Annotated in this window: 15 protein-coding genes; 6 read left to right on the top strand and 9 right to left on the bottom strand. The window is 66.8% G+C overall.

The window, feature by feature from the left end; translation table 11 throughout:
- Window positions 1-81 precede the first annotated feature (81 nt).
- Window positions 82-1,791, top strand: a complete 1,710-nt coding sequence (gene leuA, locus CFB47_RS31475; RefSeq protein ID WP_179259030.1) for a 2-isopropylmalate synthase — start codon at window positions 82-84, stop codon at window positions 1,789-1,791.
- On the opposite strand, the gene CFB47_RS31470 is transcribed toward leuA, so the two are convergent.
- Together CFB47_RS31470 and CFB47_RS31465 are read right to left on the bottom strand one after the other, a co-directional pair.
- Entirely contained in the window at window positions 1,709-2,764 is a 1,056-nt protein-coding gene (locus tag CFB47_RS31470) for a LysR family transcriptional regulator (RefSeq protein WP_089463379.1), read from the bottom strand. The genes leuA and CFB47_RS31470 overlap by 83 nt on opposite strands.
- A 113-nt stretch (window positions 2,765-2,877) precedes the next feature.
- A complete protein-coding gene (locus CFB47_RS31465; protein WP_089463607.1) occupies window positions 2,878-3,651 on the bottom strand; it encodes a helix-turn-helix domain-containing protein in 774 nt (257 codons plus the stop codon).
- A gap of 134 nt (window positions 3,652-3,785) precedes the next feature.
- Between CFB47_RS31465 and CFB47_RS31460 the strand changes: the two genes are divergently transcribed.
- The 4 genes from CFB47_RS31460 to CFB47_RS31445 all read left to right on the top strand — a co-directional run bounded on the left by CFB47_RS31460 (window position 3,786) and on the right by CFB47_RS31445 (window position 8,646).
- Window positions 3,786-5,201 carry an efflux transporter outer membrane subunit gene (locus CFB47_RS31460; RefSeq protein ID WP_256946785.1) on the top strand — a complete coding sequence of 472 codons (1,416 nt, stop codon included), beginning with the start codon at window positions 3,786-3,788 and terminating at the stop codon, window positions 5,199-5,201.
- A 58-nt stretch (window positions 5,202-5,259) separates the two neighbouring features.
- Window positions 5,260-6,378 carry an HlyD family secretion protein gene (locus CFB47_RS31455; protein ID WP_089463377.1) on the top strand — a complete coding sequence of 373 codons (1,119 nt, stop codon included), beginning with the start codon at window positions 5,260-5,262 and terminating at the stop codon, window positions 6,376-6,378.
- Window positions 6,375-7,967 carry a DHA2 family efflux MFS transporter permease subunit gene (locus CFB47_RS31450; RefSeq protein WP_089463376.1) on the top strand — a complete coding sequence of 531 codons (1,593 nt, stop codon included), beginning with the start codon at window positions 6,375-6,377 and terminating at the stop codon, window positions 7,965-7,967. The genes CFB47_RS31455 and CFB47_RS31450 overlap by 4 nt, the downstream gene beginning before the upstream one ends.
- Before the next feature lie 274 nt (window positions 7,968-8,241).
- Complete coding sequence (locus CFB47_RS31445; protein WP_089463375.1) at window positions 8,242-8,646, top strand: peptide ABC transporter ATPase; 405 nt, start codon at window positions 8,242-8,244, stop codon at window positions 8,644-8,646.
- A gap of 137 nt (window positions 8,647-8,783) precedes the next feature.
- On the opposite strand, the gene CFB47_RS31440 is transcribed toward CFB47_RS31445, so the two are convergent.
- Window positions 8,784-10,382 (bottom strand): tetratricopeptide repeat-containing glycosyltransferase family protein, encoded by a 1,599-nt coding sequence (locus tag CFB47_RS31440; protein ID WP_089463374.1) that lies wholly within the window; start codon window positions 10,380-10,382, stop codon window positions 8,784-8,786.
- 467 nt (window positions 10,383-10,849) lie between these two features.
- Between CFB47_RS31440 and CFB47_RS40805 the strand changes: the two genes are divergently transcribed.
- Window positions 10,850-10,990: a hypothetical protein gene (locus tag CFB47_RS40805; protein WP_256946784.1), complete on the top strand. Its 141-nt coding sequence runs from the start codon at window positions 10,850-10,852 to the stop codon at window positions 10,988-10,990.
- A 126-nt stretch (window positions 10,991-11,116) separates the two neighbouring features.
- On the opposite strand, the gene CFB47_RS31435 is transcribed toward CFB47_RS40805, so the two are convergent.
- The 6 genes from CFB47_RS31435 to CFB47_RS41875 all read right to left on the bottom strand — a co-directional run bounded on the left by CFB47_RS31435 (window position 11,117) and on the right by CFB47_RS41875 (window position 14,035).
- Complete coding sequence (locus CFB47_RS31435) at window positions 11,117-11,503, bottom strand: antitoxin Xre/MbcA/ParS toxin-binding domain-containing protein (RefSeq protein WP_179257696.1); 387 nt, start codon at window positions 11,501-11,503, stop codon at window positions 11,117-11,119.
- 85 nt (window positions 11,504-11,588) lie between these two features.
- The gene (locus CFB47_RS31430; RefSeq protein WP_089428561.1) at window positions 11,589-11,909 is read right to left on the bottom strand and encodes a helix-turn-helix domain-containing protein; all 321 of its coding nucleotides are present in this window, start codon (window positions 11,907-11,909) and stop codon (window positions 11,589-11,591) included.
- 95 nt (window positions 11,910-12,004) lie between these two features.
- Entirely contained in the window at window positions 12,005-12,325 is a 321-nt protein-coding gene (locus tag CFB47_RS31425; protein WP_089428560.1) for an XRE family transcriptional regulator, read from the bottom strand.
- Window positions 12,322-12,657 carry a type I toxin-antitoxin system SymE family toxin gene (locus CFB47_RS41885; protein ID WP_256946783.1) on the bottom strand — a complete coding sequence of 112 codons (336 nt, stop codon included), beginning with the start codon at window positions 12,655-12,657 and terminating at the stop codon, window positions 12,322-12,324. Before CFB47_RS41885 ends, CFB47_RS31425 begins: the two co-directional genes overlap by 4 nt.
- Window positions 12,658-12,941: 284 nt before the next feature.
- A complete protein-coding gene (locus CFB47_RS41880; protein ID WP_256946782.1) occupies window positions 12,942-13,433 on the bottom strand; it encodes a response regulator in 492 nt (163 codons plus the stop codon).
- On the bottom strand, window positions 13,430-14,035 hold the full coding sequence (locus tag CFB47_RS41875) for an ATP-binding protein (protein ID WP_256946781.1): 606 nt from the start codon (window positions 14,033-14,035) through the stop codon (window positions 13,430-13,432). The genes CFB47_RS41880 and CFB47_RS41875 overlap by 4 nt, the downstream gene beginning before the upstream one ends.
- Between the last annotated feature and the right edge of the window lies 1 nt (window position 14,036).

Genomic DNA, 14,036 nt, shown 5'->3' with positions numbered 1-14,036 from the left:
CTGCGCGTGCAGCCTGCCATCCCGACGGATGGCCAGCGCGCCACGGGATCCTGACCAATCGACCGAGGACCGACCATCATGATGCTGAAGAACCCCGCGACGAAGTACCGACCGTTCACGCCCGTCAACCTGCCGAACCGCGTATGGCCGACGCGCACGATCACGCAGGCGCCGATCTGGATGAGCACCGACCTGCGCGACGGCAACCAGTCGCTGTTCGAGCCGATGGACGCCGCGCGCAAGATGCGGATGTTCAAGATGCTGGTCGCGATCGGTTTCAAGGAGATCGAGGTTGCGTTCCCGTCGGCGTCCGAGACCGACTTCAACTTCGTGCGCGAGCTGATCGAAGGCGGCCACATTCCCGACGACGTGACGATCGAGGTGCTCACGCAGGCGCGCGACGACCTGATCGAGCGCACCTTCGACTCGCTGCGCGGCGCGAAGCGCGCGATCGTGCACCTGTACAACGCGACCGCGCCGGAATTCCGCAAGATCGTGTTCGGCCTCGACCGCGACGGCGTGAAGACGCTCGCGGTGAACGCCGCACGCACGATCAAGCGCTTCGCCGACGCCGCGACCGACACGCATTTCACGCTGCAATACAGCCCGGAAACCTTCACGGCGACCGAGCTCGATTTCGCGAAGGAAGTGTGCGACGCCGTGTTCGAAGTGTGGCAGCCGACGCCGGAGCACAAGGCGATCGTGAACCTGCCGGCCACTGTCGAAGTCGGCACGCCGAACTTCTACGCGGACCAGATCGAATGGATGCACCGCAACCTCGCGCGCCGCGATGCGCTGATCGTGTCCGTGCATCCGCACAACGACCGCGGCACCGCGGTCGCGGCGGCCGAACTCGCGGTGATGGCCGGCGCGGACCGGATCGAGGGCTGCCTGTTCGGCAACGGCGAGCGCACCGGTAACGTCGATCTCGTCACGCTCGCGCTGAACCTGTACTCGCAGGGTGTCGATCCGGGCCTCGATTTCTCGCAGATCAACGAAGTCGCGCGCACGGCCGAGGAATGCACGCAGTTGCCGATCCATCCGCGCCATCCGTATGTCGGCGATCTCGTGTTCACCGCGTTCTCCGGCTCGCACCAGGACGCGATCAAGAAGGGCTTCGCGGTGCAGCGCCCCGATGCCGTGTGGGAAATGCCGTACTTGCCGATCGATCCGAGCGACGTCGGCCGCACGTACGATTCGATCATTCGCGTGAACAGCCAGTCGGGCAAGGGCGGTATCGCTTACCTGCTCGAGCAGAGCTACGGCGTCGCGCTGCCGCGCCGCCTGCAGGTCGACTTCAGCGCGGCCGTGCAGCGCCTGACCGACGACAGCGGGCTCGAAGTGACGAGCGCGCAGATCTGGTCGCTGTTCCAGCAGGAATACGTCGAAGGCGATGCGCCGCTGCGTTATGTCGGCCATGAGCTGACCGAGCGCGACGGCCGCGAGACGATCGTGCTGACCGCCGACGTGCACGGCGAGCGCCGCGTGCTGCGTGGTGAAGGCAACGGCCCGCTCGATGCGCTGATGCATGCGTTGCGTACGCCGCTGCGGATCCAGCACTACGAGGAGCGTGCGTTGTCGCAGGGTGCCGATGCGAAGGCGATCGCGATTGCGGAACTGGCCGGCACCGGCGTGCGCGGCAGCGCGTTCGGCGTCGGCATCGACGCGAACCTGACGACCGCGTCGATCCGCGCGGTGATCAGCGGCATCAACCGCGCGTATGCGCGCGCGGACGAATCGGTGCAGGCGACGTTTTTTGGCGTGCAACCGGCGGTGAAGGCTGTCGCGTAAGCGGGGGCCCTTTGGCCGCGCCGGGGGTGTCCGGCGCGGCTGCATCATCATCCGCGCGGCGGCTGCCGCCCGGCCCGGCGAGCCTGGCGCGCAATTCCGCCTTCATGAAATCCACCCACGCGCGGGTCTTAGCGTCGAGATGCTTGCGCGACGGATACACCAGAAACACGCCCACGTCTTCAGCCCGATAGTCGGACAGCACGCGCACCAGCGCGCCCGACCGCAGCCCGTCGTCCGCGACGAACGCCGGCAGCAGACCGATTCCCGCCCCTTCCCGTACCGCGATTTCGAGCGATGCTGCGACGTCGGCCGTCATCGATGGCTCGAACGCGATCGTTTCAGAATCCGCCCCGCGCGTCAGCGCCCATCCGCGCGGCGGGTACGCGGGCGCGACCAGTTGCAGGCAGCGATGCCGCGCAAGCGCGCGCGGCGTGTCCGGCATTCCGTGCTGCGCGACATAGGCGGGCGCAGCGCACAGCACGCTGCCGATCCGCCCGACGTCGATCGCGACCTGATCGGAACTCGGCAGGCTCGGCATCGCGATCACCGCGACGTCGTAGCTGTCGCGGATCAGGTCCGGCACCTGCGGCGCGAGCGTCAGGTCGACGCTGACGTCCGGATAGCGCGCCAGGAAGCGCGTGATGAGTGGAATCACGAAACGGTTCGCGATGCTGGCGCTGCAGTGTGCGCGTAGCCGGCCGTGCGGATGCAGCCGTGCACCGCGCGCTTCGCGTTCGCTCGCATCGACGGCAAGCGTGATGTCGCGTGCCCGCGCGAGATAGCGTTCGCCGGCTTCGGTCAGGCACATCGAGCGCGTCGTGCGGTTCAGCAGCCGGATGCCGAGATGCGCTTCGAGCGACGCGATCGTGCGGCTGACATGCGCGGTCGTGAGGTTGAGCCGCTTGCCGGTTTCGGTGAAAGTCCCCGCGTCGGCGAGCGTGACGAAAACCTGCATGCTTTGAATCAGATCCATCGGCGGGGCGGGCGCGTGGCGCCAGTGTCGTGCGATGCCGCTACTGTAGCGAGCGGGCTGTCGCACCGCGCGCGCACGTCAGCGCTTGATCGTCGCGAAACGGACAGACCGGTTCAGCGCCGCGGGAAGTATTCGCTCGGCGGCACGCCGAGTGCCTTGCGGAACATCGCCGCGAACGCGCTGGGGCTGTCGTAGCCGTGCTCGAGCGCGAGTTCGAGGATCGGCGTGCCGGCGGCGAGGCGCGGCAAGCTCAGCAGCAGCCGCGCATGACGGCACCACGCACCATGCGTCATGCCCGTTTCACGCTTGAAGGTGCGTGCGAGCGTGCGCTCGTTCATGTGCGCGTCACGTGCCCACGACTGCAGCGTGACGACCGAAGACGGTTCGTTGATGAGCCGCGTGCACAGCGCGGCGAGCGCCGGATGCCGCGGCATCGGCACATGCAGCGACAGCGGCGGCGCGATCTCGATTTCGTCGAGGATCAGCGCGAGCACGCGGCCCGCGCGATGCGCGAGGTCGTAATCGGCCGGCAGGTCACTCGCGGTCACGATCAGCTCGCGCAGCAACGTGCCGACCTCGATCACGTGGCATTCGCGCGGCAGGCTCGGCCGCACTTCGTGCGCGACGAACACCGTGCGCATCTGCACGTCGCCGGCCATCCGGATCTCGTGCCGGGTGCCGCCCGGCACCCAGACCGCGCGCCCCGTCGGCACGACCCAACTGCCGGCATCCGCATGCACGATCATCACGCCGGAAATCGCGTGAATCAACTGGCCATGTCGATGCGAATGCGGTGGATACGCGCTGCCGGCCGCCGCGTCGGACGCGACGACGGCGATCTGCTTGTGCTTGTCCTTGCGCTCGAGCGCACTGAAAAATTGATCCACGTGTCCTTTTCTCGACGACGAATGCGCTTTGCGCGCGAGATCGACCGAATGGGTCGAAATTACCATAAGCCCATCGTTTGTTCGACAGCCCTTGCACGATGCGCGCCTCGTCATTTCCTCCGGTTTCCTTCCGTTTGTCCGTTGCCATTGCGCTGAGCGCCGCGACGCTTGCCGCCTGTTCGGTCGGCGATCCGTATCGTCCGCCCGCGGCCGATGCGGCGCGCACGGCGCCGTTCGACGCGGCGGGCGATGCCCCCGTCGTGTCCGGCGGCGCGTTGCCCGATCGCTGGTGGCAGCTGTTCGACGATCCGGCGCTCGACGCACTCGTGCGCGAAGCGCTCGCGCAGAACCGTGATCTCGCGGTGGCCGCGGCACGTGTCGCGCGGGCGCGGGCCGTGCTCGACGAAGCGGGCGCCGCGCGGTTGCCCGATACGACGGCCGGCTTCGGCGTCGACTACGGCAAGCACGCGCCCGACCAGATCGTCGCGAGCGCGAAGGGCACCGATGCGCGGACGCGCTGGGGTTACTCGCCGTCGTTCGCGGTGTCGTGGGAAGTCGATCTGTGGGGGCGTGTCGGCCATCTCGTCGATGCCGCGCGTGCCGATTCGGAGGCCGTGCAGGCGGCGTCGGATGCGATGCGCGTCGCGGTGGCCGCCGAGACGACGGCCGCCTATGCGCAGGCATGTGCGTATGGCGAGCGGATCGACGTGGCCGAGCGTTCGGTCGCGATTGCCGACCGCCTCGCCGCGCTGACTGCACGGCAACGTGCGCACGGTCTCGTGTCCGATCTCGAAGTCGCGCGCTCGCGTGCATTTGCCGACGATACGCGCGCCGAACTGCCGGCGCTGGCAGGCGCACGCCGCGCCGCGTTGTATGAACTCGCCGTGCTGACCGGGCACGCACCCGGTGCGATTCCCGACGCGGCCGCGCGCTGCCACGCGACGCCGGCGCTGGCGCGACCGTTTCCGGTCGGCGACGGTGCCGCGCTGCTCCGGCGCCGGCCCGACCTGCGCGAAAGCGAGCGCCGGCTCGCTGCGTCGAACGCGCGGATCGGTGTCGCGACGGCCGAGCTGTACCCGTCGATCGTGCTCGGCGGGTCGGTGAACTGGCTGTCGACGACCGGCGATCCGTCGTCGCTCGGCGACAAGTACGCGATCGCGTGGGGCGTCGGGCCGCTGATTACGTGGCGCTTTCCGAATCTCGCGGCGAGCCGCGCCCAGCTCGCGCAGGCCCGCGCGGACGATGCTGCCGCGCGCGCGTCGTTCGATGCGCAGGTGCTGCGCGCGCTGAAGGAAACCGAGCAGGCGCTCGCCCGCTATGGCGCGGAGTGGCGCCACAAGGCCGCGCTCGACATCGCGCGAGCCGAGCACGCACGCGCTTACCGGCTCGCCGAACTGAACTACGACGCGGGCGCGCTGGATTTTCTCGGCGTGCTCGACGCGCAGCGCAGCCTCGTCGCGATCGATGCCGCGCTGGCCGCGTCGACGCAGCAGGTCGCGCTCGATCAGGTGGCCGTCTTCAAGGCACTGGGGGGCGGCTGGCAGCCTTAGCCGGCCGTTCGTGAATCCGCACGTCATCCGCACGCACACAACCATTCCGATTCCGATCATGAGCACCACAGCCGTACCCGAGAAATCCGCCCGTTTCGCGCGGCGTCACTGGATTGCCGCCGGCGCCTTCATCACCGTCATCGTGCTGGCCGGGTTCGGCTGGCGCTGGTGGACGGTCGGCCGCTTCATCGAGCACACCGACGATGCGTACGTGCGCGCCGATATCGTGACCGTCAGCCCGCGCGTGGCCGGCTATGTCGCACGCGTGGCGGTCGACGACAACCAGCCCGTGAAGCGTGGCGACGTGCTCGTCACGCTCGACGATCGCGACTATCGCGCGAAGCTCGACGATGCGCAGGCGGCCGTCGCCGCGGCCGATGCAACGCTGCAGGCCGAGGAAGCCGCCGCCGCGACGCTCGACGCGCAGGTCGGCCAGCAGCGCAGCGTGATCGAGCAGGCGCAGGCCGATGCGGCGGCCGCGCATGCCGAAGCCGCGCGGCGCGATGCCGATGCGGTGCGCTACCGGCAACTGCTTGCCGAATCGGCTGCCAGCGGGCAGCGCTGGGAACAGGCGCACGCCGATGCGCTGAAGGCGCGCGCGGAACTGGCCCGCGCGAGTGCGGCCGTGCGCGCGCAGGACGACCAGCAGACGGTGCTGCGCCGCCGCCGCGCGCAAAGCACGGCCGCGATCGAGCAGGCGCGTGCACGGCTCGCGGCGTCCCGCGCGAAGCTCGCGCTCGCGCAGCTGGATCTCGAGCATACGGTGATCCGCGCGACCCGCGACGGCACGATCGGCCAGCGTGCGGTGCGCGCGGGCCAGTGCGTCGAGGTCGGGATGCCGCTGCTCGCGGTCGTGCCGCTGCGCGACGTGTACGTCGTCGCGAACTTCAAGGAGACGCAGCTCGGCGCGATGCATGACGGGCAGCCGGTCGAGATCGACGTCGATACCTACTCGGGCCGCACGCTGCACGGCCGCGTGCTCGGGCTCGCACCGGGCTCGGGTGCCGAATTCGCGCTGCTGCCGCCCGACAACGCGACCGGCAACTTCACGAAGATCGTGCAGCGCGTGCCGGTGAAGATCCGCCTCGATGCGCCGCCGTCGGGCCTCGTGCTGCGGCCCGGTATGTCGGTGATCGCGCGTGTCGATACGCGCGGCGCGCCGGGAGCCGGATCGTGACCGCCGCAACCGGGCAGGCTGCGCAGGCCGCGCACGACGAAGCCGTCTCGCTGCGCGCGTGGGTCGCGGTGCTCGGCGGCGTGTTCGGCTGCTTCATGGCGGGGATGAACGTGCACGTGACGAACGCGTCGCTGCCCGACATCCGCGGTTCGCTGGGCGCGAGCTTCGAGGAAGGCTCGTGGATCTCGACCGCGTACCTCGTAGCCGAGATCGTCGTGATTCCGCTCACCGGCTGGCTCGTGCAGGTGTTCTCCGCGCGCCGCGTGCTGCTCGTCGGCGCAACGGGGTTTCTTGCGTTTTCGATCGCGTGCTCGGTCGCGCCGACCATCTCGTCGATGATCGTCGCGCGCGCGCTGCAGGGCGCGTTCGGCGGCGTGCTGATTCCACTGTCGTTCCAGTTGATCGTCACCGAGCTGCCGCCGTCGAAGCATCCGCTCGGCATGGCGCTGTTCGCGGTTGCGAACAACGTCGCGCAGGCGGCCGGGCCGTCGCTCGGCGGCTGGCTCACCGACATGTATTCGTGGCGCTGGATCTTCTATCTGCAGATTCCGCCCGCCATCGCGCTGATTGCGGCGATTGCATGGGCGATCCGCCCGGTACCCGTGCAGTTGTCGAAGCTGCGCCAGGCCGACTGGTTCGGGATCGCGACGATGGCGCTCGGCCTGAGCGCGCTGCAGATCGTGCTGGAGGAGGGCGGGCGCAAGGACTGGTTCGCGTCCGACCTGATCGTCGAGCTGTCGATCGTCGCGGCGGCGGGGCTCGTCGCGTACGTCGCGATCGAGCTGCGGCGCAAGGAGCCGTTCATCAACCTGCGGCTGCTCGGCCGCTACAACTTCGGGATCGCGAGCCTGATGCAGTTCCTGTTCGGCGCGGTGGTGTTCGGCGTCGTGTTTCTCGTGCCGAACTACTTCGCCGAGCTGCACGGCTACAGCGCGCGCGACATCGGCCTCGCGATGATCCCGTACGGGCTCGTGCAGTTCGTGATGTCGTTCCTGACGCCGCCGCTGATGCGCCGCACGAGCCCGCGCGCGACGATCGTGCTCGGCTTCGCGCTCGTCGCGGCCGGCTGCCTGATGAACATCCACCTGACCGCCGACGCCGCGTCGAACGTGATCGTGCCGTCGCTCGTCGTGCGCGGGATCGGGCAGTCGCTCGTCGTGATCGCGCTGTCGGTGATGGCCGTCGACGGGATCGAGAAGGCGCAGCTCGGCTCGGCGTCCGGCGTGTTCAACATGGTGCGCAACGTCGGCGGCGCGATCGGCATTGCGGTGGCGAGCCAGATCGTCGTCGAGCGGCAGAAGCTGCATGCGATGCGGATCGGCGAGGCTGTCTCGCCGTTCTCGGAGGCGTTTCAGGAACGCATGGCGATGCTGGCGCGGCTGCTGTCGCGCGTGCATGTGCCGCGTGCCGATGCGTTGCCGGGGGCGTCGACCGGTGGCGTGCACGAGCTGGCGCTCGCGCTCGTGAACCAGCGCGTGATGCGCGAGGCGCTGCTGATGGCATACAGTGACACGTTCCTGATCGCGGGTGTCGCGATGGTGGCGTGTACGGCGGCGGCGTTCGTGTTGAAGGGGAAGAAGAAAGCGTGATGGGGACAGACGCCGGATATTGAAGCCTGACATAGCTGACAGGCGTCGAATTCCGGCAATGCGCGTATCGTTCAAGCGGCTCGGGCGGGGCCCCCGCCCGACATCGATCAAGGTGCGGACCGATCCGCCCAGTCAGGCTGGCGCGTGTCGCCGGCCTGTCGTGTGTGGCGGCCTAGTGTCGACGTCGAACCCCTCTGTGGTTCCGTCCGCCCGTGCTCCGAAGTCCTTGTCCATTCAACCGGCCCGCTGCAGGGCCCATCGCGAGGAAAGCATCATGACGAAACCCGATTCCCTGAAAGGCGGCATCAAGGGCCAGGCCCAGGCCGCGGATCGCCACGACCTGGAGCGGCCGGATGGCGACAGCGCCCTGTGGGCGCGCAGCCTGACGACGCAGCGCGTGGCCGACCTGTTCCGGACCTTGCCGGGCCTGCCGGGTCACTGGATGCAGTTGCAGATGCAGGTCAACGCCGGGAATCGCCATTTCTGCGGCGGCCAGACCGGCCATCAGACCACCGAAGAGGGCAAGGTGCTGATTCGCTGGATCGCCGATGCCGTGATCAAGGCGGCCGAGCGGGCCACGTTCGATTTCAACTTGCAGCAGCTGCGTTTTACCGCCGACATGGGCTGGCTCAAGCTGCATCGGGTGGGTGGGCGCGTGCTGGTGTTGTCGAGGCCCTGAGCGGCGCGTCACGCGGCCACATCGCGCATCGACCGTAGATTGGCCGCGCAGGAAAGAAACCGTTTGATCGCGAGTGCACGCGCGATGTCCGGCGATCAGGCGGTGAGGCGGTTGCAGCGTACACCGGCGCTCGCCTGTCAGCCGGCGAGACCCCGAAGATCCGCCGTCACCTCGTCGAGCACGGGCTGCCAGTCGGCGAACGTCCGCTGGCGGTAAAGCGCCGCACCCGGATAGAACGCGCTGTCACGCCGGTCATGCTGCCAGACCCAATGCGGGTTCGCATCGAGCAGCACCCAGGTCGACTGGCCCAGCGCACCGCTCAGGTGCGCGACCGACGTGCAGACGGTGATCACCAGGTCGAGCGCACCGACGAACGCGGCGGTGTCGTCGAGCGTCTTCCATTCGCGCGTCATGTCGGTCACGTCGAACCCGGCCGCTTTCGCGGCTTCGACGTCATGCTGCGCGCCCGGTTGCAGCGAATAGAACGCGACGTCCTTCTGCAGGCCGGCGAATGCATCGGCGTAGCGTTCGAGCCCGACGCGGCGGAAGCGGTTGCGTTGATGGTCGAGGCTGCCTGTCCACGCAAGGCCGACCTTCAGCCGCTTCTCGCCGGACAACGCGTGGCGCCACGCGTCGGTGGCGCCGGCGTCAGCATGGAGGTACGGCACCGACGTGAAGAGGGTGTCCGCGTCGAGGCCGAGCATCCACGGAATGCTCATCAACGGCAGTTCGTAGTCGAAGTGAGGCAGGTGCTCGACGCGGGTGCGGGTATCGAACACGTCGGCGTGATCGCCGAGGCTGCGCTCGATCAGCGCGCCCATCTGCGGAAACGCATTCCACACGAGCCGCCCGCCTTCGCGATGCACGCGCTCCGCGAGCAGCGGCACATAGCGGCTGAACTGCAGTACGTCACCGATGCCTTGTTCGCCCCAGACGAGCAGCGTCTTTCCGGCAAGCGATTCGCCGCACCAGCGCGGCCGAGCAAACCCGGGCAGCGTGCCACGCAGTTCCGCTGCACCGTGCCAGCGCGCCTCGTAGTCAGCCCATCCCGATGCGAAGTCGCCGCGCGCGAGCCGTAGCAGCGACAGGTTGTGGCGGTGCGTCGGGTCGCTCGGATCTAGCTCGCACGCGCTCTGCGCGTACTGCTCGGCTTCGTCCCATCGTTGCGCTTCCTTGAGCGCGGTGGCCGCATTGTTGGCCGCGAGCGCGCTGTCCGGCGCAAGCGCCACGGCACGGGTGGCCGCGCGCAGCGCGCCGTCCAGGTCGAAGCGGTTGATGCGCGTGATGACCGCGTTGGTCCACGCCTGCGCGTGGTTCGGATCGTCGTCGAGCGCACCTTCGATGAATGCGTGTTCCAGGTCGGGATCGTCGCCCGACAGCCGGATCGCGAGCGCGAGATTGTTCTTCAGCGACGGCCACGCGGGGGCGAGCGCGAGCGTCTTGCGATACGGGACGATCGCTTCGGCGTGACGTCCGGCCATCTGAAGCGCATAACCGCAATTGAATGCCGCCGCAGGCGATGCCGGATGCTGTTGCCAGTGCATGACCGCGAGCTCGGCGGCGCGCGCGAGATCGCCGCGCTCGATCAGCGTTTGCGTGGCGGCGGCGACGGATTCGTCGAGCATGCCGGGCGCGGCCTTCGCTTCGATCGGAGCGGTTTGCGTCGGATCGGCGAAATCGAGCGGAAGTCGGGGGATGTCGGCAAGCGTGGGTATGTCGTGCGGGGTGATCTGCATGTGAGTTCTCTCCGGGAAGCCGTTCGCGCATCGGGCGGCGATCGGCTGCATCGTGAATCGGGGAGGGCCGGCAACACTTCGCGATGCGAAGCATGGCGCCGGATGGCGTCGCGGGCTGTCGTTCCGGTCGTGGCGGAAGGCCCGGTGCCGTGATGCACTCCACTTTATGCAGGTACCGTCGGCAATTGAATCGGACAAGTCCTAAACCAAGTCATTTCATATTTTGACTAGTACGTAACTCGTACGAACGTCGCCGGAAAGCCGTTGGACGTGTCCGCGTAGGCCGAGTCTGATTCGGGCGTATCGCGGGGGCGATGTAAGACCCGTCTGATGGAGATCGAGGTCGTCTGCGTTTTTAATGCGAGACATTCGGGGCCGGGACGTTCGGCCTCAATTCGATCGAGAGGACAGGCGATGTTCGATGCTGTGACGAAGAACCTGCGCGCGATGCCGACGGGCGCATCCGCATGAACACGGACGACCTCGCCGCGCGCACGATCGACGCGGCGAAGAACGTGCTGCGCCAGCAGCTCGAAGCGCAGGCGGATCAGCGGGCGATGGTTGCGCTGGTCGAGAAGCTGGCGGCGCAGGCGACGATTCAGCAGTAAGTTGGTGGTGTGTGAAGGGCTGCCTGGTGTGTCTGGCGACGTCCGTCAGACAGGATGGCAGACCGCCTTTCGTTCACGTGGAATTCCCCGCTCGGTCTGTTCGAGCAGATGTGAGTCTGATGCGGGTTATGCGCAGACTCCGTGAATGGCTCGTATCAGAAGCGTCCGTATGCGGTCGTGACCCTGATCCGTATCCAAACATTCAAGCGGTTTCTGCCCGGCAAGCTCAGTGTGTGGCAACTCTATCCATTGGGCGGCCAGCACTTCGCATTCGAACAATTCGACCGCGAGCTGGAAGGTGTCACGCAGGCTGGCGAGACGATCAGATTCCGTGGGCAACACGCGCGCTGCGCGCGCAAGCTCGCGGAGGATCGATTGGTTCGGGAGGGTGAGCGTTGCAGAATCAGCCTGGTCCGATTGGTTGTAACGATCGTTCACGTTAAATTGAATACGTGTGGTATCGGAGGGGCTTCGGCGGCGACCGTTGGGCCCGGTCGCAGTCATGCTATCCATTAATGGCGCTACTCCTAACGCTGCCCTATGCGAGCGCCGAGGATATTCCGGTACTAAACACTTCCTTTCCAGGACGGGGTCTTGGTCACGCTGCGACAGTGATAGCAGCCGAACACGAGCGGCTTGCAGGCTGCACCACGATTTCCACATGCTGGCCCAGCGAGACCAGCGCTTGCATCAGCCGCTCCAGAGAAATGTTCCGGAGTTGGTAGCGACGTACTTGGGACACCTTCGGTTGCGTCATGCTGATGATGGATGTCGTCTCGATTTGAGTCAGGCCGCGCGAGTCGATCAGTTCGTTGAGCTTGAGGGCGAGTGCGGCCTTGGCCGTCAGTGCCTGGGCATCATCGAAATCCAGGTCGACAAGCACGTTGTCGGTGCACTGAGGACATTCGTCGCGATTCATCACTGACCTATCCAAAGAATGTGGTGCCGAAACTGTTATGGCGGCGGCCGGAACCGGCCACCGCACACACGACTTTCCGTCTACTTCACCAACCGTCAGACCGAAACCGTGATTCCCACCGGCCCCGATTCCGTCGCGGGCCGCACTACGATTTCCACATGCTGGCCGAGCGAGGCGAGCGTCACCATCAGCGTTTCCAGCGAAACGTTCCGAAGCCTGTCGCGCTGCTCGGGGGTGACCACCGGCCGGGTCATCTCGGCCAGCGCAGCAGCCTCTTCCTCACTCAGGCCGCGGGACGCGATCAGCGCATTGAGCTTCAGCACGAGCGTGGACTTGGCCGCCAGTTCTCCGACGTCGTAGAAGTCGAAATCGGCCGGCACACCGTCGGTGTATTGGTTCGGGGCGTCGTGATTCATTGTGCTTCTCCTGCCATCACCGATTCCAGTTGCTGCCCCGTCGCGGGATCGCCATCGGGGCGTTCGTGCGTTACGCGACAATCGCTGCCCGCATCGTCGATCGGGGTAATCACCAGCCGCTTGTGCGATACCTCGATCTGCAAGCGTTGCTCCGGATCGAAACCCGCCGCTTCGATCCACCGGCCGGACAATTTCGTCCACAGATACATGACAGGCGGCGCCATGTCGGTCAGCCTGATGTGCGGGACGAGGCGGCCAGATTGAGAGGACGATTGCGGGGAGAAAAAACAATCGCGGAAACACGTCGGTGCGTTATGATTCGCGCCAGCCATGGTCAACTCCTTGGTTGAGTCGGTTGTGGTCAGCGGCCCGCAGGTGTTGTTGTCACCTGCGGGCCGCGCTCGTTGACGCAGTGGATTTCGATCGGCATTCCGCTACATGATTGGCATGTCGAAATGAATGAACTTTCCACGCGAGAACGTGTAACCACTCTACCGAGATTGAATGCTGGCTGATATCGGTCTTGTACGGTTTTATCGACATGGGCCATTCGGCCGATGTCTTGCACGCCTGAAGCCCAACGATTCCGGGGCAGTTGTGCCGGCGAACCGCTTCGTCATTTCATCGCCGATATGTCAGAAAACGTGTCAGCCGACTGTCGCGACTCGCCAGCCGCACGTCGCACGAGGATCTCGTTCGCATCGCGCCGATATCGCTCGAACTCACATGCGAACGCCGCGGCGTCGCCCGCCAGTGCCAACGCTTCAATCGATGCGCACAGACCGGCGATATCGTGTTCGCCGATCGTCGCGAAAGCGCCGCGCATGCTGTGAATCTCCGCTCGGGCAGCCTTCAAGTCACCGTCCTGGAGCGCCCGTGCGATTGCGCCATTCGACCGGTACGCGGTGTCGGGAAGCACCTTGTGCAGATCATGAGGCAGCGGCCCATACCGGCGCGATGGCGGTGAGGAATGCGGCGCCTGTGATGGACCCGTGTGCTTCGTGATCGCCAGCTCCAGGGACTTCAACGACGTCGGTTTCGCGACAATCTCGTCGATCCCCGCTTCACGCGCGAAACGCAATTCATCCGGCTCGGCATGGCCCGTCACCGCGAGAATCGGCCGCGCTCACGCAACACCCGCGCAAACGCATAGCCGTCGAGCCCCGGCATGTTGAGGTCGGTCATCACGAGCGCATAGTCATGTCGATCGGCGAGGTCGAGCGCCGCCGCGACGCTCGACGCGACATCGGCCGGATAGCCTAGGACGTCGAGCTGGTCGTGGATCAGCGAACGGTTCACCGGGTTGGCGTCGACGAACAGCACGCGGGCATTGGGGGCATCTGCGTTCGCATCGGCGCACGCGGCGCCCGGACGGTGACCGAGCGGCAGCGGCAGCGTAATGACGAACGTCGAGCCGACGCCCGGCACGCTGTCCACCACAATGTTGCCGCCCAGCGATTCGACGAGCTTGTGGCTCAGCGCCAGCCCGATGCCGGTGCCGCCGAATCGTCGCGCGATCGACCTGTCGGCTTGCGCGAAGGGTTCGAATATGTGCGCGAGCTGGTCGGGTGTCGTCCCGATTCCCGAATTGCTGACGCGGATCGTCACCGGCGTCGCATCGACCGCCGATGCCGATGCGAAAAGCGCGACCGTCGCTGCGCCGGGGTACGTCGGTGCCGCTACGTTGCTGCCGACACGTGGTGCGTTCACC

Source organism: Burkholderia sp. AU27893, from assembly GCF_002223205.1.
In the GTDB taxonomy this organism is placed as follows: domain Bacteria; phylum Pseudomonadota; class Gammaproteobacteria; order Burkholderiales; family Burkholderiaceae; genus Burkholderia.
This window is presented reverse-complemented; position numbering and strand designations above follow the sequence as displayed.